This is a genomic window from Streptomyces sp. NBC_00045 (assembly GCF_045041095.1).
Taxonomy (GTDB): domain Bacteria; phylum Actinomycetota; class Actinomycetes; order Streptomycetales; family Streptomycetaceae; genus Streptomyces.
In genome coordinates this window covers 347,567-369,275 of record NZ_CP108271.1, presented here as the reverse complement: position 1 = coordinate 369,275, position 21,709 = coordinate 347,567, and the positions used below count along the sequence as shown (strand labels likewise).

At 70.4% G+C, this 21,709-nt stretch carries 18 protein-coding genes; 4 read left to right on the top strand and 14 right to left on the bottom strand.

Annotation, left to right across the window (positions count from 1 at the left end; all coding sequences use genetic code 11):
- Positions 1-261 precede the first annotated feature (261 nt).
- From OHA65_RS01900 to OHA65_RS01890, 3 genes are all read right to left on the bottom strand, one after another.
- Positions 262-483 (bottom strand): hypothetical protein, encoded by a 222-nt coding sequence (locus OHA65_RS01900; RefSeq protein ID WP_405760919.1) that lies wholly within the window; start codon positions 481-483, stop codon positions 262-264.
- Between the two features lie 196 nt (positions 484-679).
- Positions 680-1,312: a GNAT family N-acetyltransferase gene (locus tag OHA65_RS01895; RefSeq protein WP_405754272.1), complete on the bottom strand. Its 633-nt coding sequence runs from the start codon at positions 1,310-1,312 to the stop codon at positions 680-682.
- A gap of 104 nt (positions 1,313-1,416) precedes the next feature.
- A complete protein-coding gene (locus tag OHA65_RS01890) occupies positions 1,417-2,151 on the bottom strand; it encodes an SDR family oxidoreductase (protein WP_405760915.1) in 735 nt (244 codons plus the stop codon).
- Positions 2,152-2,316: 165 nt separating this feature from the next.
- Here OHA65_RS01890 and OHA65_RS01885 point away from each other — a divergent pair, with 165 nt between their 5' ends.
- Positions 2,317-3,147 carry a helix-turn-helix transcriptional regulator gene (locus OHA65_RS01885; RefSeq protein ID WP_405760913.1) on the top strand — a complete coding sequence of 277 codons (831 nt, stop codon included), beginning with the start codon at positions 2,317-2,319 and terminating at the stop codon, positions 3,145-3,147.
- Positions 3,148-3,228: 81 nt separating this feature from the next.
- Here OHA65_RS01885 and OHA65_RS01880 read toward each other — a convergent pair whose 3' ends face one another.
- The 3 genes from OHA65_RS01880 to OHA65_RS01870 all read right to left on the bottom strand — a co-directional run bounded on the left by OHA65_RS01880 (position 3,229) and on the right by OHA65_RS01870 (position 6,728).
- Positions 3,229-3,864 carry a hypothetical protein gene (locus tag OHA65_RS01880; protein ID WP_405754270.1) on the bottom strand — a complete coding sequence of 212 codons (636 nt, stop codon included), beginning with the start codon at positions 3,862-3,864 and terminating at the stop codon, positions 3,229-3,231.
- Between the two features lie 380 nt (positions 3,865-4,244).
- Positions 4,245-6,185, bottom strand: a complete 1,941-nt coding sequence (locus OHA65_RS01875; protein WP_327281286.1) for a S41 family peptidase — start codon at positions 6,183-6,185, stop codon at positions 4,245-4,247.
- An 81-nt stretch (positions 6,186-6,266) separates the two neighbouring features.
- Positions 6,267-6,728: a hypothetical protein gene (locus OHA65_RS01870; protein WP_328761260.1), complete on the bottom strand. Its 462-nt coding sequence runs from the start codon at positions 6,726-6,728 to the stop codon at positions 6,267-6,269.
- Between the two features lie 831 nt (positions 6,729-7,559).
- Here OHA65_RS01870 and OHA65_RS01865 point away from each other — a divergent pair.
- The gene (locus OHA65_RS01865) at positions 7,560-7,781 is read left to right on the top strand and encodes a hypothetical protein (protein ID WP_328761258.1); all 222 of its coding nucleotides are present in this window, start codon (positions 7,560-7,562) and stop codon (positions 7,779-7,781) included.
- A 210-nt stretch (positions 7,782-7,991) separates the two neighbouring features.
- Here OHA65_RS01865 and OHA65_RS01860 read toward each other — a convergent pair whose 3' ends face one another.
- The 5 genes from OHA65_RS01860 to OHA65_RS01840 form a co-directional block, all read right to left on the bottom strand.
- The gene (locus OHA65_RS01860) at positions 7,992-9,704 is read right to left on the bottom strand and encodes a protein kinase domain-containing protein (RefSeq protein ID WP_405760909.1); all 1,713 of its coding nucleotides are present in this window, start codon (positions 9,702-9,704) and stop codon (positions 7,992-7,994) included.
- A gap of 140 nt (positions 9,705-9,844) precedes the next feature.
- Positions 9,845-10,444: an ATP/GTP-binding protein gene (locus OHA65_RS01855; RefSeq protein ID WP_327281281.1), complete on the bottom strand. Its 600-nt coding sequence runs from the start codon at positions 10,442-10,444 to the stop codon at positions 9,845-9,847.
- On the bottom strand, positions 10,431-10,805 hold the full coding sequence (locus OHA65_RS01850; protein WP_327281280.1) for a DUF742 domain-containing protein: 375 nt from the start codon (positions 10,803-10,805) through the stop codon (positions 10,431-10,433). Before OHA65_RS01850 ends, OHA65_RS01855 begins: the two co-directional genes overlap by 14 nt.
- Positions 10,805-11,227: a roadblock/LC7 domain-containing protein gene (locus tag OHA65_RS01845; RefSeq protein WP_327281279.1), complete on the bottom strand. Its 423-nt coding sequence runs from the start codon at positions 11,225-11,227 to the stop codon at positions 10,805-10,807. Before OHA65_RS01845 ends, OHA65_RS01850 begins: the two co-directional genes overlap by 1 nt.
- On the bottom strand, positions 11,224-13,488 hold the full coding sequence (locus OHA65_RS01840; protein ID WP_327281278.1) for a nitrate- and nitrite sensing domain-containing protein: 2,265 nt from the start codon (positions 13,486-13,488) through the stop codon (positions 11,224-11,226). The genes OHA65_RS01845 and OHA65_RS01840 overlap by 4 nt, the downstream gene beginning before the upstream one ends.
- A 620-nt stretch (positions 13,489-14,108) precedes the next feature.
- Here OHA65_RS01840 and OHA65_RS01835 point away from each other — a divergent pair.
- Positions 14,109-15,428, top strand: a complete 1,320-nt coding sequence (locus tag OHA65_RS01835; RefSeq protein WP_327281277.1) for a hypothetical protein — start codon at positions 14,109-14,111, stop codon at positions 15,426-15,428.
- 263 nt (positions 15,429-15,691) lie between these two features.
- Here OHA65_RS01835 and OHA65_RS01830 read toward each other — a convergent pair whose 3' ends face one another.
- Positions 15,692-17,731, bottom strand: a complete 2,040-nt coding sequence (locus tag OHA65_RS01830; RefSeq protein WP_327281276.1) for a M4 family metallopeptidase — start codon at positions 17,729-17,731, stop codon at positions 15,692-15,694.
- A 393-nt stretch (positions 17,732-18,124) separates the two neighbouring features.
- Here OHA65_RS01830 and OHA65_RS01825 point away from each other — a divergent pair, with 393 nt between their 5' ends.
- On the top strand, positions 18,125-19,507 hold the full coding sequence (locus OHA65_RS01825) for a S53 family peptidase (RefSeq protein WP_327281275.1): 1,383 nt from the start codon (positions 18,125-18,127) through the stop codon (positions 19,505-19,507).
- Positions 19,508-19,763: 256 nt separating this feature from the next.
- Here the strand turns inward: OHA65_RS01825 and OHA65_RS01820 are convergent, their stop codons facing one another.
- Together OHA65_RS01820 and OHA65_RS01815 are read right to left on the bottom strand one after the other, a co-directional pair.
- Positions 19,764-20,282, bottom strand: a complete 519-nt coding sequence (locus tag OHA65_RS01820) for a hypothetical protein (protein ID WP_327281274.1) — start codon at positions 20,280-20,282, stop codon at positions 19,764-19,766.
- A 468-nt stretch (positions 20,283-20,750) separates the two neighbouring features.
- Complete coding sequence (locus OHA65_RS01815; protein ID WP_327281273.1) at positions 20,751-21,683, bottom strand: MerR family transcriptional regulator; 933 nt, start codon at positions 21,681-21,683, stop codon at positions 20,751-20,753.
- Positions 21,684-21,709 lie beyond the last annotated feature (26 nt).

Below are 21,709 nucleotides of genomic sequence, written 5' to 3'. Positions count from 1 at the left end.
CCGCCCGCACGTTCCCCGCGCCGACAGCTCGCCGCCGTCCCCGCCTGTACGCGTACGGGGACCCGGCCGACGGCGGCGGCGCGGCGAGCGACCTCCCCAGCGCACCCTCTGCCTGCCCGGACGTGATGTCGCACGCCGATGTGGACGGAAGACGCGGCCGAAGCCGCTCCGGGCGCCCTCACCACCGTCGGCGCCGTCGCGCAAGACCTCGTCGGTCCTGCCCGCCTTCGACGGCTCCCCGGCAGAGATCCTCGTGCGCGTCTAGGCCAATTCGGCCATGAACTCCGCCGCGAGGTCGAGGAACTCCTCGGGCGAGTCCGTCGTCAACTGGAGATCCACGAGCACCTCGCCGGTCCCCGCCGCGCACATCACCTTGAGGTGGTCGCAGATCTGTCGCACGGTCCCGCGGTGATGCGTCTGCGCGGGGTCGGCCTCGGCCGTGGTGACATCGGGGTCCACGCGGAACACCCGGCGCAGTGCCACCGGGCCCCGCCCCGAGGCCGGTGTCGGCCCTGGCCGGGCGCCGCCACTGACGCAACGGCCCCGACCGGGGTCCGCGTCCGGGTCGGGGCCGTCGTCGTGGTGTGCGGGCACCCGCGGGACATCAACGGCGGCTCCAACGCCCCGCCGCACCCCGCGTCCCCAGCGCTTGGCGCCGTTTCGGTACCCGGGTTGCGGTTCAGGGAGCGACGGGTTCGTAGATGAAGCCGGTCAGCGGTGCGAGGACCTTCCAGTCGAGCGTTTCGTAGAGCGCTCGGCCTTGGACGGTCGCGCCCAGGATGCCGGTCGCCGCACCGTTCTCGATGGCCGCGTTGGTGAGTGCGCCCATCACGACCGTCCCGAGGCCGAGGCGCTGGTGAGCCTGCTCGGTGATGATCTGGTCGAAGACGCAGGCGGCACCGGTCAGACCGATCTGACCGCGCGCGGCGAGCTCCCCGGCGGCAGCCAGAATGCGCACGCTGATGACATCGTCGGCGGTCTCGACGGTGGCCGTGTAACCGCCAGGTGCGCGCACGACCGACGGACGCAGGTCGACGGCCATCAGGAAGCCGGGATCGGTCGGTTCCCACTCGGGCCCGAACCACGGCGCCATGACGTCTGGTTCCAGGAAGGCCTTGATACAGGTGGTCGGCTCGGTGATCGCGCCGACGAGCCCGCGGGCGGTCTCGACATCGGCGTCGAGGAGGACGTGACGCACCGCCTGGGTCGGCAGTCCGACCTGGATGCTCAGCCCCCACGGCACGTCCACCGGCTTCGGTACCCGCCGTGAGACGGTCCATCCGTCGACCCACGAGCGCGCCAGCTCCCACATTCAGACACCCCTTCGCGTAATGACCGATATCCGCATTCGGATATTACACAAGCATGGTGACGGCCATCGACGGATCGGCACACACGTCACGGGGGGGCAGGTCACTAGGCACTGGCTGTGGGCCTGACCACGAGTTCGTTGACGTCGACCTGTGCCGGCTGGGATATGGCGTACGCGATCGCCCGGGCGACGGCGGAGGCGGGCAGCGCCACGGCCCGGTACGTCTTCATGGCTTCCCGGGCTACCGGGTCGCTGATGGTGTCGGCGAGTTCGGACTCGGTCACGCCGGGGGAGACGAGGGTGACGCGGATGCTGCCGTCCGGGGACTCCTGGCGCAGCCCTTCGGAGATCGCGCGGACGGCGAACTTGCTGGCGCAGTACACAGCGGCCGTCGCACAGACCTCGTACGCGCCGACCGAGGCGATGTTCACGAAGTGCCCGCCGCCCTGGGCCCGCATCACCGGCAAGGCGGCCGCGATTCCGTGCAGGACACCGCGCACGTTCACGTCGATCGTCTGGTCCCACTCGTCGACCTTCAGCGCGTCCAGCGGCGAGAGGGGCATCACGCCGGCGTTGTTGACCAGCACGTCCAGGCGGCCGTATCGCTCGCGGGCAGCGGCTACGAACTCGCGCACGTCCGCGCTGTCCGTCACGTCCAGGCGGCGGAACGCCGCGCAGCCGCCGACGGTGGCGATGTCGCGGGTCAGTGCTTCGAGGCGGTCGGTGCGGCGCGCACCGAGGAACACGTGGTGCCCGTCGGCGGCGAGCTGGCGGGCGGTCGCCTCCCCTATGCCGCTGCTCGCTCCGGTGATCGCCACGACCTTGGCTGCGTTCGTCATTCCCGTTCATCCTCTCCGCGATGGGCAAGGCGAGCGGAGCCGAGGAACGTCGGCCCCGCTCGCAGCAGCGAGTCTGCGCACCCCGCAGGCCGCCGACCAGGACGGCTGCTGCCTGGGTGCACCGCACCCAGGCAGCAGCCCGTCGTCGTTGCCTAGCCTGACCCCATGCCCGACAACCAGCTGGGAGAGTTCCTCCGTGCCCGCCGAGCGGGCTTGCACCCCCAAGACGTCGCCCTGCCCACCCATGGGATGCGCAGGGTCAGCGGACTGCGCCGGGAAGAAGTCGCTGTCCTGGTCGGCATGAACGCCGACTACTACACGCGCCTCGAACAGGGACGCGAACGCCGTCCCTCGGCGCAGCTCCTCGATGCGCTCGCCCGCGCCCTGCGTCTTGATCCCGACGCCCATGCGCACTTGCACCGACTGGCAGGGACGACCCCACCCCGCCCGCTCACCCCCACCCCCCTGGACCAGACGAGCCCCGCCCTGCGGCAACTGCTGGACGGTTTTCCGGGCGCCCCGGTGTTCGTCATCAACCGGGCCCTGGACCTTCTCGCGACGAACGCCCTCGCCGAAGCCCTGTACTCGCCCTTCGAGCCGGCGGACAACCTCGCCCGCATGGTGTTCCTGGACTCCGCGGGGCCCCGATTCCACACCCGGTGGCTCCACACGGCACGAGCCGTCGTCGGCCACCTGCGCCAGGCGGCCGGCCTCGACCCCGACAACTCGCGCTTGCACGGCCTCGTCCGTGACCTCGACGAGCACAGCGCGGACTTCAGCCGCCTCTGGAACACCCACACCGTCCGGGGCAAGACCTCGGACGCGAAAGACTTTCACCACCCGGACGTCGGCCCCCTGACCCTCAGGTCGCAGACCTTCGACGTACGGGAGACACCGGGCCAGCAACTCGTCGTCTACCAGGCCGAACCCGCCTCGCCCAGTTCCGAGGCCCTCACCCTCCTCGGTACCCTCCACGCCACCACCCGATGGCGCTGACACCGAGGCGCTCCGGCGCGAAGGCCACCGGCGGATGAGGCATGCGGCGCAGGTCCCGGTTTTGCGACGAGGTGCAGAAGGCTACGGGCAGGTCTCTTCGGTCTTGGCGACGGTGAAGCTGACGGGCTGGCCGGTGAGCGGGGTTCCGGCGGCCGGGTTCTGGGTGCACACCTTCCAGTTCGACTCTTGCAGGACCATGCGGCTCTGCACCGCGTCCTTCACCGTGATCGAGGCGTTGCCGGGAAGGGCAGCACGGACTGCCTTCATGCCCTGCCCGACGAAGCTCGGCATGGTGTCGCCGGCAGGCTTCGGCGCGGGTGCGTCCGCGGCAGGGCAGGTCTCTTCGAGCTTCACCGCTCCGAAGTCGACCGTGGTGCTGGTTTCGATGCTCGTACCGGCGGCAGGCTGCTGCGAGCACACCTTCCAGTTCCGGTCCAGGGCCTGGAGCCGGTCGCGTCCGAGTGCGTCATGGGACTTGAGGAGGAAGAACCCGGCAGCCTGAGCCTCGTCCTGAGCGGTCTGGAGTCCCTTTCCGACGAGGTTGGGAAGGGTGGCGGTCTTCGCGGCGCGCGCCGGGCCGGAGGGGGCCGGGGTGTTCGGTGCGGCGGTGCTGGGAGCCGGGGGCTTGCCGGTGTCGGCGGTCTGCGGGTTGCAGGCGGTGAGGGTGAGGGCTGCGGCGGCCGCGAGCAGGACGGTCTGGGCGTGGTGTGTGCGCATCGAGTCATGGTGGCCGGGTCTGGGTGACGGTGTGGCCACAGTGACCAGTCTGTGACGGAGAACCCCACCTGGTCCTGCCCGGGGCCCGGCCGGCCGGCCGGCCACCACCGGTGACTGGTCGCCGAACGGGACCGGCCCGACACCCCGGCCGCCACCGTCTCCCGCCTCTTCGGCGGCATCCAGCGCGACCGGTACGAGGGACCGGTACCAGGACGGCCCGGCGACTTCCCCGAGCCGGGCGGACGCTGCGCAGAGCGAAGCCACTGCTGCCCGTCCGGCGCGGGATCCGGGTCGGCCAGTACGGTCACGGACCGCGCGGGCCTGGTGCATCGAGCACCGGTGCTGCGGCCCCGCACACGCGGCGGGCCGCGCCCGGAGCGTCAGTTGAGCTGCGCGGTGTTGCTGGCGACGAGTTCTCCGCCGGCGAAGCCCTCCACACGCGCCGAATGGGCGGCGGCCGCGTCGGGGACGGTGACGTCGGCCTGGCCGTCGGACAGGTCGACGGAGGCACGTGGGCGCTGGTCGAGGTAGACGTCCAGCCTGTCGATGTTGGTGGCCTTGACCTTGATCCGCAGTGCGCCGCCGGCAGCGGCGGCCGCGTCCGTGATGCTCACGGCGTGCGGCGTGAGGCCCTTGAGGATCTCCCCGGCGCGCTCGAACAGGTCGGTGTTGCCTTCCATCAGGTCCCGGCGGGTCATCCGGTAGGGGACGTCCGGGGTGATGCCGAGGTCCTCCACCGGCGTGCCGGAGTTCGCGCCGACCCGCAGGCTGCGGCGGATCGCCACCCGCATGCCGGCGCCCTTCGGTAGGGACCGGTACGGCGTCTCGGGATCGCCCGTGAGGAGCTCGACGAGGTGCTTGTGCTCCCAGACGTTGGCGCCTCCAGCACCGGTGTTCTCGTCGGTGCCGAGGACGGGGCCGATCTGGTGGTCCTGGAAGCCGGCGGCGAAGATGTCGGTGGCCGAGTAGCAGCGGGCGCTGGTGATGAGGACGACCGGGCCGACGTACTGCTGGCCGATCGCGTTGGCGTCGTCCCCGGGTGTGAGGGCCACGGCGCTGGAGTAGGTGGCCCCGATCTCCACGGCCTGCTCCATGGAGGGAAGCCAGGCGCCCAGGGCTTCCTGGTTCTTGCGGCAGATCCGCAGGTTGAGCGGGCTGTTGATGAACTGCGTCGGCTCGGGGGTGATGCGGTGCGGGGTGAGGGTCTGCAGCGCGAGTTCGGAGTTCCAGATGACGCCGCCGCCGTTGTCCCGGACGTCCAGGATGAGACCACGGTCCGGCATCTGGCGGAGCAGTCTGATGAATTCGTTGATGAACCCTTCCACATTGGTTTCGTTGAAGGTGAAGATCCGGATGTAGCCGAAGGCGCCGGCGGCCGTCTGCACCTCCTGCGCCCGGAACACCTTGGGCATCGAGGAGGAGATCTCGCCGGCCCGCACCTCGGGGGCGGCCTCGCCCGCATCGAGGGCTCGCTGCCGGGCGACGACCTTCGGCGCGAACAGCATGACCTTGGCACGGTTGGCCTCGTCCATGTCGAGGTCCAGGCCCATGGCCAACGCGGCTCCCGTCGGCGCCGCCGCGTGGACGAACGTCGGGAGGAGGTTGTTCTCCACGATCCGCCAGCTCTCGCGCAGTTCGCGTGCGGTGCCGTCGGTGTCGATGTAGCTGACGGTCACCCACTCCTCGAAGGGGGGAAGGTGCATGACGAGCGGCCGCAGGGTCAGCGACTGGATGCCGCGGCTGCGGCGGGCGGCCGCGTTGCTGCCGGCGAAGCGGGCTGCGTTGAGGTCGACGGCCTTGGCGATGGGGACCCCGCTCCAATGGGTGATCTCGACGCCGGGCGCGAAACCCGGGGCGGAGAATCCCTCGGCCACGTGGGTGACCATGAAGTGTTCCCCCTGCGCGTCCTCGTACCGCTCGATGAGGAACGGCAGGAAGGCGATCTTGCCTGCGTAGGGGGCCGGGAGCAGGTAGTTGGTATGGAGGTCCCGCACCGAGTGGAAGATCTCCGACAGCTCGGCGTGGAACAGCCATTCCAGGGGTTTGGTCGCCTCGGTCTGGCGCTCCAGCCGGCGGTGCAGCACCCGTAGGCGCTGCACCGGGTTGACCGCGTACATGGCGGACTTGAGGGGCAGGTGGACGTAGTTCTGGTCCAGCATGGTCAGGGCCTGGTCGACGATGAGGCGGCGCTCGGCCAGCGTCAGGGTGCCGGCGCCCGCGAGGAAGGCGGGCAGCGCGGTGGCCGCGGCCAGATGCGCCCGTACGGGTTCGGCGGCGCGGGGGACGAAATCCGGGGCGGAGCGGTCGGTGGGGTGTGCCATGGTGTGCCTCCCGGGCGGGATCGGGTCGGGGTAGGGCTGGCCGGCGGCGGTGCGGCAGACGTCGACTGCGGTCAGTCGTTCTCAGGCCTCTTGGAAGACCGGGTCCTCGGGCGGGCGCGTCATCTTCACGGTGGTGCCGGAGACCTCGACGACCGCGTCGAGGCCGGTGGTGAACTGTCCGGTGGACAGGACCAGGAACTCGTCGGCCTTCTGGGCGAGGAAGGCGGGAAAGCCGGACAGGTCCGTACCGCCGAGATTGAGGTACTCCACCAGCCGGCGGAACAGCTTGGGATGGATGACTGCGCCGCCGGCGACTGGGCCCGTCTCGGCTATCGAGTCCAGTCCCGTGACGGTAACCCCGGTCATGCTCTGGTCGACGGCCCACACGCCCTTGGCGGATGCCCTCTTCGCCTGCTGGACCGCGACCGTCAGTTCGTCCCGCAGCTCGTGGAAGAGCGTCTGGTAGTACATGGGGTAGGCCAGCCCGGTGCTGATCTGGTGGTAGTTGAGGCTGCTCTGCAGCAGGGTGCTGTCGACGTGCACATGGATACCGCTGGCCGCGGGGTGGGCGCCGAGCCCGGCGAAGGCGATGCAGCGGTTGTCGGGGTCCGCACCCCGGGTCCGTCGGGTCGGGTTCCCACGATCTCGTACGAACCCTTGATCAACAGCATGGGCATGACGGTACGGCTCCCCGCACGCTGGAACAGAGTTGATGTCGCTCAACGTGACGATAGGGTGCGGTGTCGATACTTTGCGTTACGCGCGCGCGAGAATGTGTGGGGAGCGACCGAACGGCCGATCGGACCATCGAACGTTTCCGCGAGTTGCTGGAGGGTCGCAGTGGAGCGATTCGACCCCGGCGGGCGTGGAGGAGTCACCCGCCGCGGCGCACTCTGGGAACGATCGGCACCCCGACGGAACCCGTCGACTCATCGGGTGAACCGGCCTGGCGCACACGCACGACTCCGTGGGACCCCGCCAGGCGACGTACGTCAAAGCGGGCGTTGACTGAGGGGGGAGAACTGGCACCGAGCTGAAGCACCCGTGCTGATGAACGGTGCACCCGCGCGTGCGGCGGCCGAGGCAGAGACCACCGGAAGCGGCGGCAACCACCACCAGTCCTCGGTGAACGTGCAGGCCAGCGCCAGCGCCAGCGCCTGCGCCGACGCCGACGACGCCGGCCTGGTCATGGCCTCGGCACGGCCCGCGCCGGGCGACAAGGCCCACGCCCGCGTCCGGCGCGACTCCGATCTACCCCTCCCCCCCCGAGCCGGACCTTCTGCAGCACCCTTGAGGTGTTCTGACCGGTGAGGTTGGCGAGGCGGCCGGCGGGTGTCGTGCGGCGAGCGTGGTGTGCCGCGGTGGTGATCGTAGGTGTGGGCCACCGCGCCGGTCCGGCCCTCCTCACCGCGGGTACGCGATCGAGCCCAGCAGCGGGCAGGGGACGAGCATCGTGCCGGCGCCGGGGCGTTCGACGAAAGCCCGGGCCTCGGCGGCCCGCAGGCGCTGGGAATCCAGCTCGTCGGCGTCCCGGGCTTCGCGCCTGGAATCGCTCTCGTCTTCGAGATCCCGACGGACGCGATCCGGGCCGCATAGCCGCGGAACCGGCCGAGCGGCTCCACGTTTGAAATCGTTGCTGGAAAGGCGAGTTCAAACCGCTCGAATTTGTTCGTCGGCGGATGGGTCATCGAGTTCCACCGCCAGCGGACGCGTTCGGGTTGTCCGGGGCTGGGCGAGGATTCATCGGTCAGCGGTGCCGGGGCGCATGACCGGTGGAGATGCGGGAGGGGCGTTGTGCGATCGACGCTAACACGCGGGGGACGAGCCCTTCTGGCCGGTGAGGTCGCGGTTGTACAGCCAGCCGGTGGTGTTCGTCCCGTCCACACGCACGTACGTCCATTGGTTGCCGTACGAGTTGACGACGTAGCACTGGTACCAGAGCTTCGTACCGCTCTTGACCAGGGCACCGGCGGGGCAGTTCTGGTACGGCGCGGAAAGCAGGTGGTGGTCGCCGGAAATGTAGCCGTAGGTGCCCGGCTGCGGGTCCTTGTGGGTCCAGCCTGCGCACCCCGTCGGTACGGGGCCCGGATGGGCCGGCGCGGGGGAGGACGCCGTCGAGGAGGGCGGCGCCGTGGCCGGCTTCTTCGACGCAGCGGCGGACGGCTTGGCCCGGGACCCGGAGCCGGAGGGAGAGGGCCCAGGGGTGTCCGTGCCCGGCTGGCCGCCGGCCACTGGGGAGTCGCTACCGGGAACCGGCGTCGGAGCCACCGCCCGCACCCGGTCGCCCCCGCCGCCCCCTGTGGTCACGGCGTAGGTGACACCGGCGGCTGCGAGTACTGCGACGGCCGCCGCGGTCATCACGACGCGGCTACGGCGGCGCGCCCGGTCCGTGGCCCCGGGGTTCCCCGCGGCGGCCGGCGGCCGGCCCGGCGGGGAGAATCCGTCGTAGGGAGATGGGACATGGGGTTGCAGGAACGATACGGCGCCCGCACCGCCATCAACCCCACCACTGATGACCGGAGGCGGCCCGAAACCGACAGGCGGTCCGACGACGGACGGCCCCGTCGGGGTCGGCACCTCGGCGGCAGGAACCGGCTGGACGGGCGGCGCCACCACGGCAGCGGGGCCCGGCTGCACGAGCCGCGCTCCGGCCCCGCCCGCCGCCACCCGCTCCAGCATCGCGCGGGCCTGGTCGGCGGTGGGCCGACTCTCCGGCTCCTTCGCCATCAGGGCCAGCAATACCGGGGCGAGCGGCCCCGCCCGCCGGGGCTCGGGGAGTGGTTCGGCGACGATCGCGGCCAGCGTGGACCACACCGAAGTGCGGCGGAACGGCGAGACGCCCTCCACCGCCGCGTACAGGGTCATCCCGAGCGACCAGATGTCCGATGCCGGGCCGGGCTCCCTTCCCTGCGCGCGCTCCGGCGGCAGGTAGTCGAGCGAGCCGACCAGCTGACCGCTGCGGGTCAGTTTCGCCATGGCCTCGTCGTCGGAGGCCTCCATGGTGGCGATGCCGAAGTCGGTGAGCACGACCCGGCCGCCCGGCTCCAGCAGCACGTTGCCCGGCTTCACGTCCCGGTGCAGTACGCCCGCCCGGTGCGCGGCGTCGAGCGCGTCCATCAGCTTGGCCCCGATCGCGGCGGCCTCGTACGGGTCGAGCGCGCCGCGCTGCGCCACCACGTCGTCGAGCGAGGATCCGTCGACGAGTTCCATGACGATGACCGGGAGGCCCCGCTCCTGGGTCACGTCGTGCACGGTGACCACCCCGCCGTGCCGGATCCGGGCGGCGGCCTGCGCCTCGCGCTCCATCCGGGTGCGCAGGCCGGCCAGTTCGGACTCGCTCGCGTCGGTGAAGGCCCGCAGGACCTTGACGGCGACCTCCCGGGCCAGCAGTTCGTCGACGGCCCGCGCGACTACTCCCATGCCGCCGCGGCCGATCACGGAGGTCACCCGGTAGCGCCCGCCGAGTACCTTGCCGACGAGGTCCCCGTCGTTGTCTTGTCCCTCTTGCCCCGCTGGCACCACATGCTCCGTTCCACGACCGGTCACTCGCGACGATGTGACCGGGCACAAGCGTAGATGCATGATCGGCGGGTCGGCCGCGCGGCCGGCGCCGGCGCCCGGCTGGTCCGCGATTCGGCTGCGCTCCTCCTGACGCCCGATCAGGCACTCGCCGCGGTCCGCGCCTCGGCGATGACTACGTCGAGCAGCGTCAGCAGGGCGTCGCGGGCGTCGGAACGGGAGCGGGCGTCGAGCAGGAGAACGGGCGTGGCCGGGTCGCGCAGGTGCAGTGCGGCGGCGATCTCCTCTGCGGTGTACGGCTGTTCGCCGTGGAAGCAGTTCGCGCCGACGACGAACGGCAGTCCCCGGCTCTCGAAGAAGTCGATGGCCGGGAAGCCGCGGTCCAAGCGCCGCGTATCGACGAGTACGAGGGCACCGAGGGCCCCGTTCAACAGGTCGTCCCACACGAACCAGAACCGCTCCTGGCCGGGTGTGCCGAACAGGTAGAGGACGACTCCGGCGTCGGCGAGGGTGATCCGGCCGAAGTCCATCGCGACGGTGGTCAGTGTCTTGGACTCGATGCCGTCGAGGTCGTCGACACCGACTCCCGCACTCGTGAGACGCTCCTCCGTACGCAGCGGCTCGATCTCGGAGACCGCTTCGACCAGAGTCGTCTTGCCGACGCCGAACCCGCCGGCAACGAGGATCTTGACGGGGGACGCTTCTTGGGAAGGAGCGTCGGAGGTGTCATATCCGGGCAAGGTTGTCCCTGATTTTCATGAGCAGGTGGACATTGGTGGTCTCGGCCCTCTCCAGGGGCGGCCGATGGCGGATGAGCCCCCGGTCCGCGAGTTCGCCGAGGAGAAGCGTCATCGGAGTGAGGCGCATCTGCATCCGCGCGGCGATCTCGGCGACCGCCAGTCCCCCCGATGGCGCGCACATGGCAAGGATGGCGCGCCATTCGGTGGGCAGCCCGCTGAGGGCGTCGTCGTCCGTGACCGCCGCCGCGATCGTGGTGTCCATGGTGAGGACGGTCTGCGGAGCGGCGGCAGTGCGTCCGTCGGTCAATGCGTACAACCGGGTCCGGCGCAGGCTTCGGCGGTGCTGCGGCTCGTCCCGCATTACGACGTCGACGTCGGTGTTGACGTCGACAGCGGGGTCCGGTCGGAGGTGCCCAGCCACTCGCCGAGCGCCTGGGCGGTTCGCACCGCCTCGCCTCCCAACTCCCCGAGCCGCGCCTTGCGGGACGTCACGACGATGAGCGTGCTGCCCTCCCCGCACCCGACGATGCAGAGGTACCGGTCGCTCATCTCCACCAGCTGGCGGATGACCCCGCCGCCGCTGACCTCCCTCGATATCGCCTTCATCGTGGCGGCGATCCCGGATGACGCGGCCGCGATGCGCTCCGCCTGGTCGCGTTCGAGCAGGTAGGCGCTGAGCTTGATCCCGTCGTTGGACAGGAGCACGGCCCCCTGGATGCCGGCGATCCTGCTCAGGTTGTTGTCCAGGACGCTGTAGATCATGTCGTTGGCTGTCGTCGTCATGGCTGATCCTGTCTGAGCTCTGCTTCCACTTTCTGGGTCCCCTCTTCGTAGTCCGCCCAGGCGTCGGCCACCTCTTCGGGTGTCGCCGTGTCCTGGCCGGCGTCCGGCTCCGGGGCGCGGGGCCCGCGGAGTTGCCGGGTGAGGTGGGTCTGCGGGACGCGCTCGGGGAGGGGCGGCCGCGCGCCGTCCCCGTGTCCGGTGCGAGCGGGCAGCGCCCGCTCGGTTCCCAGCCGCACGGGCATGGCTGCGGAGGCCGGCCGGACTTCGAGGGCGGGTGCCCGTACGGGGGTGACTACGGTGGCGGGCTCCGGATCCCGGTCGGATGCCTGCCCGGGCTCCGGAACCGGCACCCGCTCGCCCTCCCGTTCGGTCGGTACGAGCAGCTCGCTCGGCAGGATGACCACGGCCGCCGTTCCCCCGTACACCGAGCGCCGCAGCGTCACTTGGGCCTGGAGCTGGTCGGCCAGGTGGCCCACCACGAAGAGGCCGAGCCGGTGCGCGTTCTCTGCGAGGACGGAGTACGGCGGCGCGGTGTGCAGTCGCCGGTTCATCTCCTCGTACCCGTCGGCCGCCACGCGTGGTCCGCGGTCCTCGATCTCGATCGAGAGCCCGTCCGCCGCCAGTTCGGCGCGCACGACCACCTTCGAGCGCGGCGGCGAGAACCGGGTCGCATTGTCCAGCAGCTCGGCCAGGAGGTGGCTGATCTGACTGATCACGTGCGGCTGCACGCTCGCCTCGTCCAGCGCATGGCGTTCGATCCGCCGGAAGTCCTCGACCTCCGCGGCGGCTTCTCGCAGTAGGTCGGCCAGGCGCATGGGCTCGGTGTGCGGGTCCGGGACCTCGCCTCCGGCGAGGATGAGGAGGTTCTCGATCTGGCGCCGCATTCCCACCGTCAACTGGTCGGACCGCATCAACTGGGCCAGGAGCGCCTCGTCGTGGCCGAAGGCGTCCTGGAGGTCCTCGGTCAGGCTCAGCTGGCGAGTGACGAGGTTTCCGGTGCGTGAAGCGATGCCCGAGGCGAAGAGGCCGAACCCGTGCCGCTCGGCCGCGAGCTGCCGGTGTCCGTCGACGGACACGGCGACGACCCGGGCGAAGGCGTCGCTGATCCGCCCGATCTCGTCCTGGTGTCCGCCCACGGCCGGCAACGCTTGGGTGTCGACGGCTTGATCGCGTTGGAGCCGGGCCACCACCTCGGGCAGCGTCTCCTCGGCGATGGCGACCGTACGGGTGTGCAGGCGGCTCAGCCTGCGCAGCACCGACCGCGTGGTGAGGACGACGACGCCGGTGACCAGAAGGAGGGTGATGCCGCTCCCCCCGACCAGCCAGTACACCTCGGTCTCCAGCTCGGAGGCCTTCGCATCGGCGTGCGCGAGCACGCTCCGCGACCGGTCCGCGTTGAGGGCGGCCAACTGCGGTGCGAACGCGTCGTGCGCGGCACGCCAGCCGGAGACATCGGCCGGCAGCTTCACTCCGGACGCGGTGTCCTGGTGGCTGCTGACGACCGCATTTTCGATGCGGGTCTTGGTGCGCCAGGCGTCCGAGGCGGTGAGCTCGTCGTACGAGGCCTGTTCCGCGGGTGACAGGTACGGCACGATCCAGGTGTCGTACAGGTACCGGTGGGTGCCGAGAGCATCGAGCAACCCGGAGAAACCGGTGGACGCCAGCTCCTTGGACGGCCCGGCCAGAGCGAGGAAGGTGTCCTCGCGCGCGACCATCTCCGCCGCGGAGAACATCGCGATGGCGGGCCTGCTCTCTTGGGCGAGTTCCGCGTCCTCCGCGTGGCTGAATTCATACTGGTACGCCCGGATGATGTCGCCGATCACACCGGTGTAGTAGTCGACCACCTGTTCGGCGCTGCCGCTGTGGGCGTCCGCGCGTTTGCGGAACGCGGCCAGCTGGTCAAGCCGGGCGCTCACCTCGTCGAGGCTCCCGTCGGCCTCCCCGGCAGGCCGCGCAGCGCTGCCGTCGTTGCCCGAGACCTGCCGGAGCGCCGCCGCCGCGCGATCCGTTGCCGCCCGCTCCTCACGGAGGTCGTCGTCGACGGCGGAGGTGCCCGACCACCGCGCCGCCGTCGTCGCCCGTTCTGCCTGTAGCCGGGTCAAGAGCCCGACCAGCGGTACGCCGATGCGCTTGCCGGCTTCCACATCGGAGCGCAGGTGCTCGGCCTGGGCCAGCAACCGCTGGGCGGTCACGGTCACCTGGGCGGTCATCGCCACGGTCGGGACGACGGCCAGGCAGACCAGCATCGTACGCAGGCGCACGGTGCGGCGCCGCCGACGGGGCGGCGGGCTTGGTGGACCTTCGGGTTCCATCGGAGACATCGGTCCTCGGGAGCGGTGCAACAGGGAGGGTCCCACTGACGGCTGAGCGCAGTCCTCGGGAGAGGGCATGGGGGAACTGCAGGCGCGACCCCGTGGGGTGAGGGTGCCGATCGATCATATCCAGCCATTCCGAATAAACGCAGAGCTTACTTCGCTGCTCATGCGTGGTATGGGTGTCGACCTCTCCGGCCACCACATCTGCTGCGGGCGCGTCGGTCCGGCCGGCCGCGACCGACCCGCGAGCAATCCGGCAGGTCAGTTGTTGGGGCGAAGTCGGTTCCGGACGTGCAGCGGCTGCCGTACGCAGTACCTGAAACCGTCTCCTCGTCCTGGTCCTCGTCGGCGTCGGCGTCGGAGGCGTGCACCGTGCCGGTACCGGGGTCGAGGGCGAGATGGCTGTGGAGTAGCCGGCGGGGGCCGGGGGCTCTCAGTGGACGGAAGCGGTCGCAACAACAGCATTGCGGAGAGGCGCTGTCCGACGACCTCGATCCCGCCCCGCCCGTTCACCCGCCCTCTCACCGGCGTGCGGCGCTGTCAGCGGCGGGGGAGAGGATGCCGGTATGACACTGCTGCCGATCACCGCGCCCGCGTCTCTGCTGGACGTCCACCGCATCGACCCCGAAGCCCCCGGATGGGGCTTCAGGGCTGACCATGCCGTGGCGACGGCGGCCGGCGACACCTACGTGCTGACCGGCCTGCGACGCTACCGCGCGCAGGCGGCCGGCTCGGCCGACCCCGCCGAGCAGGATTTCGGCTACCAGATGATCACCCGCTACGGCTCGGACGGAAAGCCCACCGCCACCGCCGTGTTCGGACAGGCGGTGCCGGGCGGTGGCCCGTCGGCCATACCGGAGGGCGACACGACGACCCTGGCCGTCCTCCCGGACGGCGCGATCGCCGTCAGCTCCAAGCCCGGCAGCACCCACCTCCTGTCCCCGGACCTGGACGAGGTCCTCGCTTCCTGGCCGATGTCCTGGGTCTGGGAAAAGCAGCAGGGCCCCGGGGACGAACCGTTCGCCGCGTCGATCGTCGTCACCCCCGCGGGTCGGCTGCTGTGCATGACCTCCGAGTACGGGCTCAGCAACTGGGCCGGCGCCCACCCCAACATCGTCGCCGTCTCCGAACCCGGCACCCGCCTCGGCCCGGGCTCCAAGCCCGTGCTGCGCGCCATCGCGACCCTGGACGCGCGCACCGACCGCCAGAGTGACGCCGACTCGTACGCGCATGTGAGGTACGGCGACGAGCCTGTGGGGCGCGGCAACCGTCCCTCGCCCTCGTTGACCGAGGCCCTGTCGGAGCTCACCGGGACCAGCGGCAGCCTCTACGGCTACCAGGACTCCAAGATGACCCGCCCGGTAGCGCTCGGCGACGACCTGTTCGTCATCCCCGTCTTCGGGAAGATCTACCGTTCGACCAACCGGGGGCAGGAGTTCAGCTTCGCCCTCGTCGACGAACGCGGGGCGGTGCGAGGCAGGCTGGGAGGCTTGCACCTGCGCGAGGACAGCCCGTTCACCGGCTTCGACTTCACCGTGGTTGCCGACCCGCACCGTGCCCGCGCGTTCCATCTCAACCGCTACGGCCTGTACGCCTGGAGCGCCGACGGCCAGCTCCGCGCCCGGATGTCCACTGCGGAGAAGCCGTTCAAACCCCTCGTCCACTTCGCCCTGCTGGAATGCACACCCGCAGGAGAGCTGCTCCTCGCGCACCGCAAGCAGCACCTGATGCTGCGCGTGCCCGTGCCGCAGGACCTGGACGACCTGGGGGTAGCGGTGGAGGCCGCACTGAAGGGATACGGGCGCGAGCGCACCGCACTGAAGAAGCAGTACGCGCCCGTGAACTGGCTCTGGTCGGACAGCGCGGCTACCGTGAACCACCTCTGACGATCCGCCACCTCGATCCCTCGGCTCCGGCGGGGGAGGCACGAAGGTCTGGGTTCTGGCGACGGATCGATGCATCGTGCTGCGTGAGCCTCCTGCTCACCCTCGCCATCCCGTCTGGGGGCGAGCCGGCTGGCCTCGGTCCCGGACGACACCGCTGCCGGATGAGGCGCCCGACCTCCTCCGGCACGCGCATGCAAAGGTGCCCGGAGCCTCCAAGGCTCCGGGCACCCTCTTTCCGGTCAGCTGATCAGAAGGTCAGCTGGTCAGAAGGTGAGCTTGAAGTCGGTGATGGTGCCGACGTCAGCGGCGCCCTTGTCCTGGACCTTCAGCTTCCAGGTGCCGTTGGCCGATACGGCCGAGGCGTTCACCGTGTAGGTCTTGTCCAGGTTCGCCGTAGAGTCGGACGAGGAGTTCTGCAGGCGGAACGAGGTCCCGTTGGGGGCCACCAGGTCGATCTGGAGGTCACCGATGTAGGTGTGGGTGATCTTCACACCGACCTTGAGGGCGCTCGGCGCGTTACCGGTGATTCCGCTGACGGCGACCGACGAGGTGACCGCGGGCCCGGGGGAGTCCGGAATGGCCACCCGGGACGTGCTCTCGAACGTCTTCCCCGGGGTCGGGGTGCCGCCGTTGGAACGGACGCCCACGTTGACGGCGGCCCAGGCGTCGGTGATCGCGTTGACCTCGGGGCTGCCGGCCCCGTACAGCTCGGTCGCCGCGGCGATCGTGCCGGCGCGGGCACCCGCGTAGTCCGTGCTGGAGTTGAACTTGGTGGTGAGCGCCTTGTACCAGATGAGCTGCGCCTTGTCCCGGCCGATGCCGGTGACGGGCAGGCCGTCGGAGGTCGGCGAGTCGTAGCTGACCCCGTTGACCGTCTTCGCGCCGGAGCCCTCGGAGGCCAGGTAGAACCAGTGGTTGGCCGGGCCCGAGGAGTAGTGGACGTCGAGGTTGCCGACGCCGGAGTACCACGCGTCCGCGGAGCCGCCGTCCTTGCTCGGCTTGTCCATGTAGCGCAGCGGGGTACCGTCGCCGTTGATGTTGATCTGCTCGCCGATGAGGTAGTTGCCCGGCGCGCTGGGGTTGTTCGCGTAGAACTCGACGGACGTGCCCATGATGTCGGAGGTCGCCTCGTTCAGGCCGCCCGACTCGTCGCTGTAGTTGAGGCCGGCGGTGGCGGAGGTGACGCCGTGCGTCATCTCGTGTCCGGCGACGTCCAGCGAGGTCAGCGGGTCGTTGTTGCCCGTTCCGTCGCCGTACGTCATGCAGAAGCAGCCGTCGTCCCAGAACGCGTTGACGTACGCGTTCCCGTAGTGGACCCGGGAGTAGGCGGCGACGCCGTCGCCACGGATTCCGGATCGGCCGAGGACGTTCTTGTAGAAGTCCCAGGTGACCCCGGCGCCGTAGGCGGCGTCGGCGCCCGCGGTGGCGGCGTTGGAGTTGGCCCCGTTGCCCCAGGTGTCGGTGGACTGTGTGAAGAGCGAGCCCGTGCCGGACGTGCCGCGGTTGAGGTTGTACGTCTTGTGGCCGCCGCGGCCCGCGTCGTTCAGGGTGAAGTTCGAACCGGAATTCGACGTGCCGAGGGTGACCTGGCCGCTGTAGTGGGTGTTGCCGACACCGGTCTCGATGCCCTGCCACTGGTGGAGCTTCGCGCCGGTCTTGGCATCGGTGATGACGTGGAGCTGGTTGGGGGTGCCGTCGTCCTGGAGCCCGCCGATGACGGTCTCGTAGGCCAGGGTCGGCACGCCCTTCGCCATCCACACGACCTTGCGGGGCGCGGCGTCGGCCTTGTCGGCCTTGGAGTCGATCGCCTTCGCGGCGTCGAGGGCCTTCGCGGAGGCGGCGGCCGGAGCGTCGGTCGGGGCCGAGGTGGAGACGCCCTGCAGCTGGGCGGTGGACGCCTTGCTCACGCTCTGCGTCCGGTCGGCCGCGGTCCGGTTGACGACCAGGTCGCCACCGAGGACGGGGAGTCCCTCGTACGTCCGCTCGTACCGGGTGTGGGTTGTACCGTCCTGGTCCTTGGCCACATCGTGGACGAGGAGCTTCTCCTGGGGACTGAGGCCGAGTTCCTTGGCCGTGGCGGCCGTGGTGCTCTGGGCCTTGGCTATGAGCTCGGCGCGCTGGGACGGCGAGAGCTGGGCGGGCAGCGCGCCCGGGTTGCGAACGGGCTCGCCCTTGGGAGCGTTTGCGTTCGCAGGGGCTTCGGGTTGCGCGCTGGCGCTACCCGCCTGGACGCCTACGGCGAGCAGGGCGGCGGCGAGCAGGGCCCCGGTGGCGGTGGCATTGCGCCGGTGCGTGGACTTCACGCGGACTCCTTCTGCGTGTGGGGGGTTGAACCGGCGGCCTGGACGAGGCCGGCCGGGTAGAGCGTGTGGAGCTGGTAGTGCTGGGGATGGGGAGAGGTTGCCAGCGATCTCCGTGATCGCCATGGACGCGTCAGGAATTGGCCGAAACGCGTCCGGATTTCATCGGGTCGCGTCCGATGAGCGGACGCGGCAGGGCGGAGCAGATGCGTTGGAATGCTCCCAACACGTCATATAGGGGACGGGATTTGACCAGAACCCGGTACTTGGCTCCGTCTTGCGCATTCAGGTAAAGCGTTCGACATCAAGCGTCAAACAGTCTTGTCCTGCACATGACTTGGCGGGTGTGATCGCGAGAGCCGTTTCGAACGGCGCCACCCCCCAAGGGAGTCCGCAATGCATTCAGTTCGTCGCACGTGGCCGCGCGCCGCGGCCACCACGGCCGCCGCCGGCCTCGCGCTCACCGCGATGGCGGCCGCCCCCGTGACCGTGACCGCTTCCGCGCACACCTCGGCGGTCCCGCGCACCGTGGCCCGTCCGGCCGTCGCCGGGCACCAGCTGGTCCGCGCCGTGGGAAGCCCGCTCTCCATCGAGGAGTGCCGGACCAAGTGGAAGATCGCGTGCTACACCCCGTTGCAGTACCGCGAGGCGTACGACCTGAACCCGCTGTACAAGGCGGGCATCACCGGCAAGGGCCGCACGATCGTGATCGTGGACTCCTTCGGCTCGCCGACCGTCCAGCACGACCTGGACGTCTACAGCAGGCAGTTCGGGATACCCAGCACCAAGGTGCAGGTCGTCAAGTGGGGCAACGTCCCGAAGTGGGACCCCAAGAACGAGGACATGCTGGGCTGGGCCGGCGAGACGACCCTCGACGTGGAGATGGCGCACGCGGTGGCACCGGACGCGAAGATCGTCCTGGTGGAGACCGCGGTCGCGGAAACCGAAGGCACCACCGGGCTGCCGGAGATGATGGACGCCGAGAAGGCCCTGATCGACCACGGCATCGGCGATGTGATCACGCAGAGCTTCGGCGCGACCGAGAACACCTTCCCCGGCTTCGACAAGGGTGACTTCTCCAGCATCGGGAAGCTGCGTTACGCCTTCGAGGCCGCGGCGCGCAACCACGTCACCGTGCTCGCCTCCTCCGGCGACGGCGGAGCCACCGACTACAACGCCGACGGCAGTGCCTACTACGACCACCCCGTCAACTCCTGGCCCTCCTCGGACCCGCTGGTGACCTCCATCGGCGGCACCCAGCTGCACCTGGACGACGCGGGCAAGCGGACCGCCCCCGAAAGCGTTTACAACGACAACGGCGCGGGCGGCGGAGGCCAGTCGCACGTGTTCAAGCGTCCAGCCTTCCAGAACGGGGTCAAGGGCATCGTTGGCGCGCAGCGCGGCACCCCGGACATCTCGATGGCCGCCGCGGTCGACGGCGGTGCGTGGCTCTACTCCAGCTACGACCCGGCGGCCACGGGCTGGGACGTCTCAGGCGGCACCAGCGAGTCCAGCCCGCTGTTCTCCGGCATCGTGGCCCTGGCCGACCAGGCTGCGGGCAAGCGCCTGGGAAACATCAACGAGGCGCTGTACTGCCTGTACGGGCGCTCCGCGCACGACCGTTCCACCGGCCTCGTCGACGTCAATGACGGCACGAACAACAGCTACCAGGGCGTCACTGGCTACACGGCGGTGAACGGCTACGACATGGCCACCGGCGTCGGCACCCTGGACGCAGCCCGCTTCGTGCCTGCCCTCGCCCGCGAAGGACGCGGCTGACGGAGGGCGGGGCCGTCGGTCGCCGTGTCCGGTTCGGCCACCACGGGGGACCAACCGTAGGCGTTGCTGTCCGATCCGTGAACCAGGGCGAAAGTGACCGGCGGTTCACCCGCACCAGTTGAGTTGCTCATGACTCGCTTGGCCTGCCTGCCTGCCTGCCTGCCTGCCTGCCTGCCTGCCTGCCTGCCTGCCTGCCTGCCTGACCTGACCTGACCCGGGCTGCTCTGCCTGTCCCGTCACTCTTCCGGGGGACGGATCACCGGCTTGGGTATGAGCCGGCCGAGATCGTGTGTCGTCCTGCTGGGCGACACACGACCGGCATGCCCACAGCCAGCAACGGCACGAACGTCGCGCCGGCCGCCTGTCCGAGCAGTACCGGCGGTACCGGGTACGCGTGCAGCGGCACCGGTACGTCGGCGCGTTCGAACCCGGCCAGGCGTGAGCGGCCTGCGAGGACGGTGACCGCGGACCGGAGGCCGGTGGTGCCCACCGGGGCGCGCACGGCGGTGTAGCCGAGACCGGTCGCGGCGTCGCCCGAGTCGTACGCCGCCGCCAGGGCGGCGGGCGGGTGCGTGTACGCCGCGGCGGGCCCGGAGGAGACGGCGTGAGGGTCGGTCGCGGCCGGACGCAGCGTGAGCGTGAGCGTGCCGGGCGCGAGCGGCGCGTCGGCCACGTCGAAGCGAGACGCCACCGCGGCGACCGACGGCGCGGCCTGACCCGCGGAGCCGCTCCACACCTCGGCCCCCGCGGTGAGCGTCGCGACCGCCCTGGTCATGCCCGCGCCGCCCGGTGCTCAGGCCACGTTCCTGGTCCCATGTCCCGCAGGCGTACGGGATGTCGGGTGCGGCGGTGCCGTCGCATGCCTGCCAGCGGAGCGTGAGGAACCGGGGACCGTCGGGCACGTACTCGATCGACACTGGTCAGCACGACGTCCAACGGCGATACGACGCTCTCCTCGCGGGTGCGCACGTCCCGACCGCAAGCCGCCGCGGGCGAGATCGGTTCGACGCGCTGCGGCTGCGGCCCTCGGGAGCGCCCTTTCACCCTCCGTGGGCACTCGGGACCCCGCCGCCGCATGAGCCGGGAATGCCGCACCTGCCGCATGACGCACCCCGCGTACGCGCATGCCCTGGGCTGGCTGTTCGCGCGGTACGCCGGTGAAGGTCAGGGGCGTGACGCGGTGCGTGGTGATGTCGCTGCGCAGGGGCGGTGGCTGGTCGCCACGGTCCGGGCAGCAACCAGCTCAGAACAGCTTCTTCGGCCGAGCAGTGTGGGCCATCGAAATCGACAGTCCCTCCGTCAGCCATCTATGAGCCACTGTCATGTTCAGCACGCGTCCCCCTGTGACCGTGCCAACCAGGGCCCAGTAGTGCTCCAGGCGGGGATCGAAGCCGGACGACCGCGACACCAGCCCGTGCAGGAATGCGCGGAAGGCGGTTGTGTCGGGCTCCCGTCGAGCTCGCGCGTGGGCGGATACGAAGGCGTCCACCGCATCCCCGGCGTGGGGCGGCAGACCCTGGGACACCGCGGCGGCCGTGAGGACGGCAGCTTCGTCTATCTCCCCGTAGAAGGCCGGGGCGCTCCGCATCTCCTCCTCGTGGTCCTGGGTCCAGCGAGTGAAACTGGGCGTGTTGATGAGCAGATGAAGCTCGGCGTAGGCCAGGACCGTACCGGGAGCGGGGTCCTGCGGCGGTTCGGGGGACAGCATGGCGACCATGATGTCGAGGCGTCGCTTGGGCATGTTCGAGGACAGCTCACGACTCCAGTGATCGGTGAGCGTGCGATGCGCCTGCGGGAGCTCCTGCACGCGAGCGAGGATCTCCAGACGCCGGAGGCGCTCCTCGCTCGGGCAGTCGTCCAGGGCCTTGAGCGTGGCCTGGCGCCAACGCAGTTCGGTCAGTCGTTCCTGCACCACTTGGAGCTCGGTCGTCACCAGTTCGCCGAGGGAGGACTCGCCGGTGACCACCTGCGTGATGGCCGCGATCGGAGTGTCCAGCGAGCGTAGCCGTCGTATGAGACGGATTCGCTCCCATGCGTCAGTGCCGTAGCGCCGGTGGCCGCCGGTGCTACGGCTGGCCACGGGCAGCAGACCGCTGTCGGAGTAGTAGCGGAGGGTCTTCACCGGTACCCCCGTTCCGTCCGCGAGTTCACCGATGCTCCACGTGGTTTGCGTCACAGACTCTTGAACCTCCAGTGCGCGGG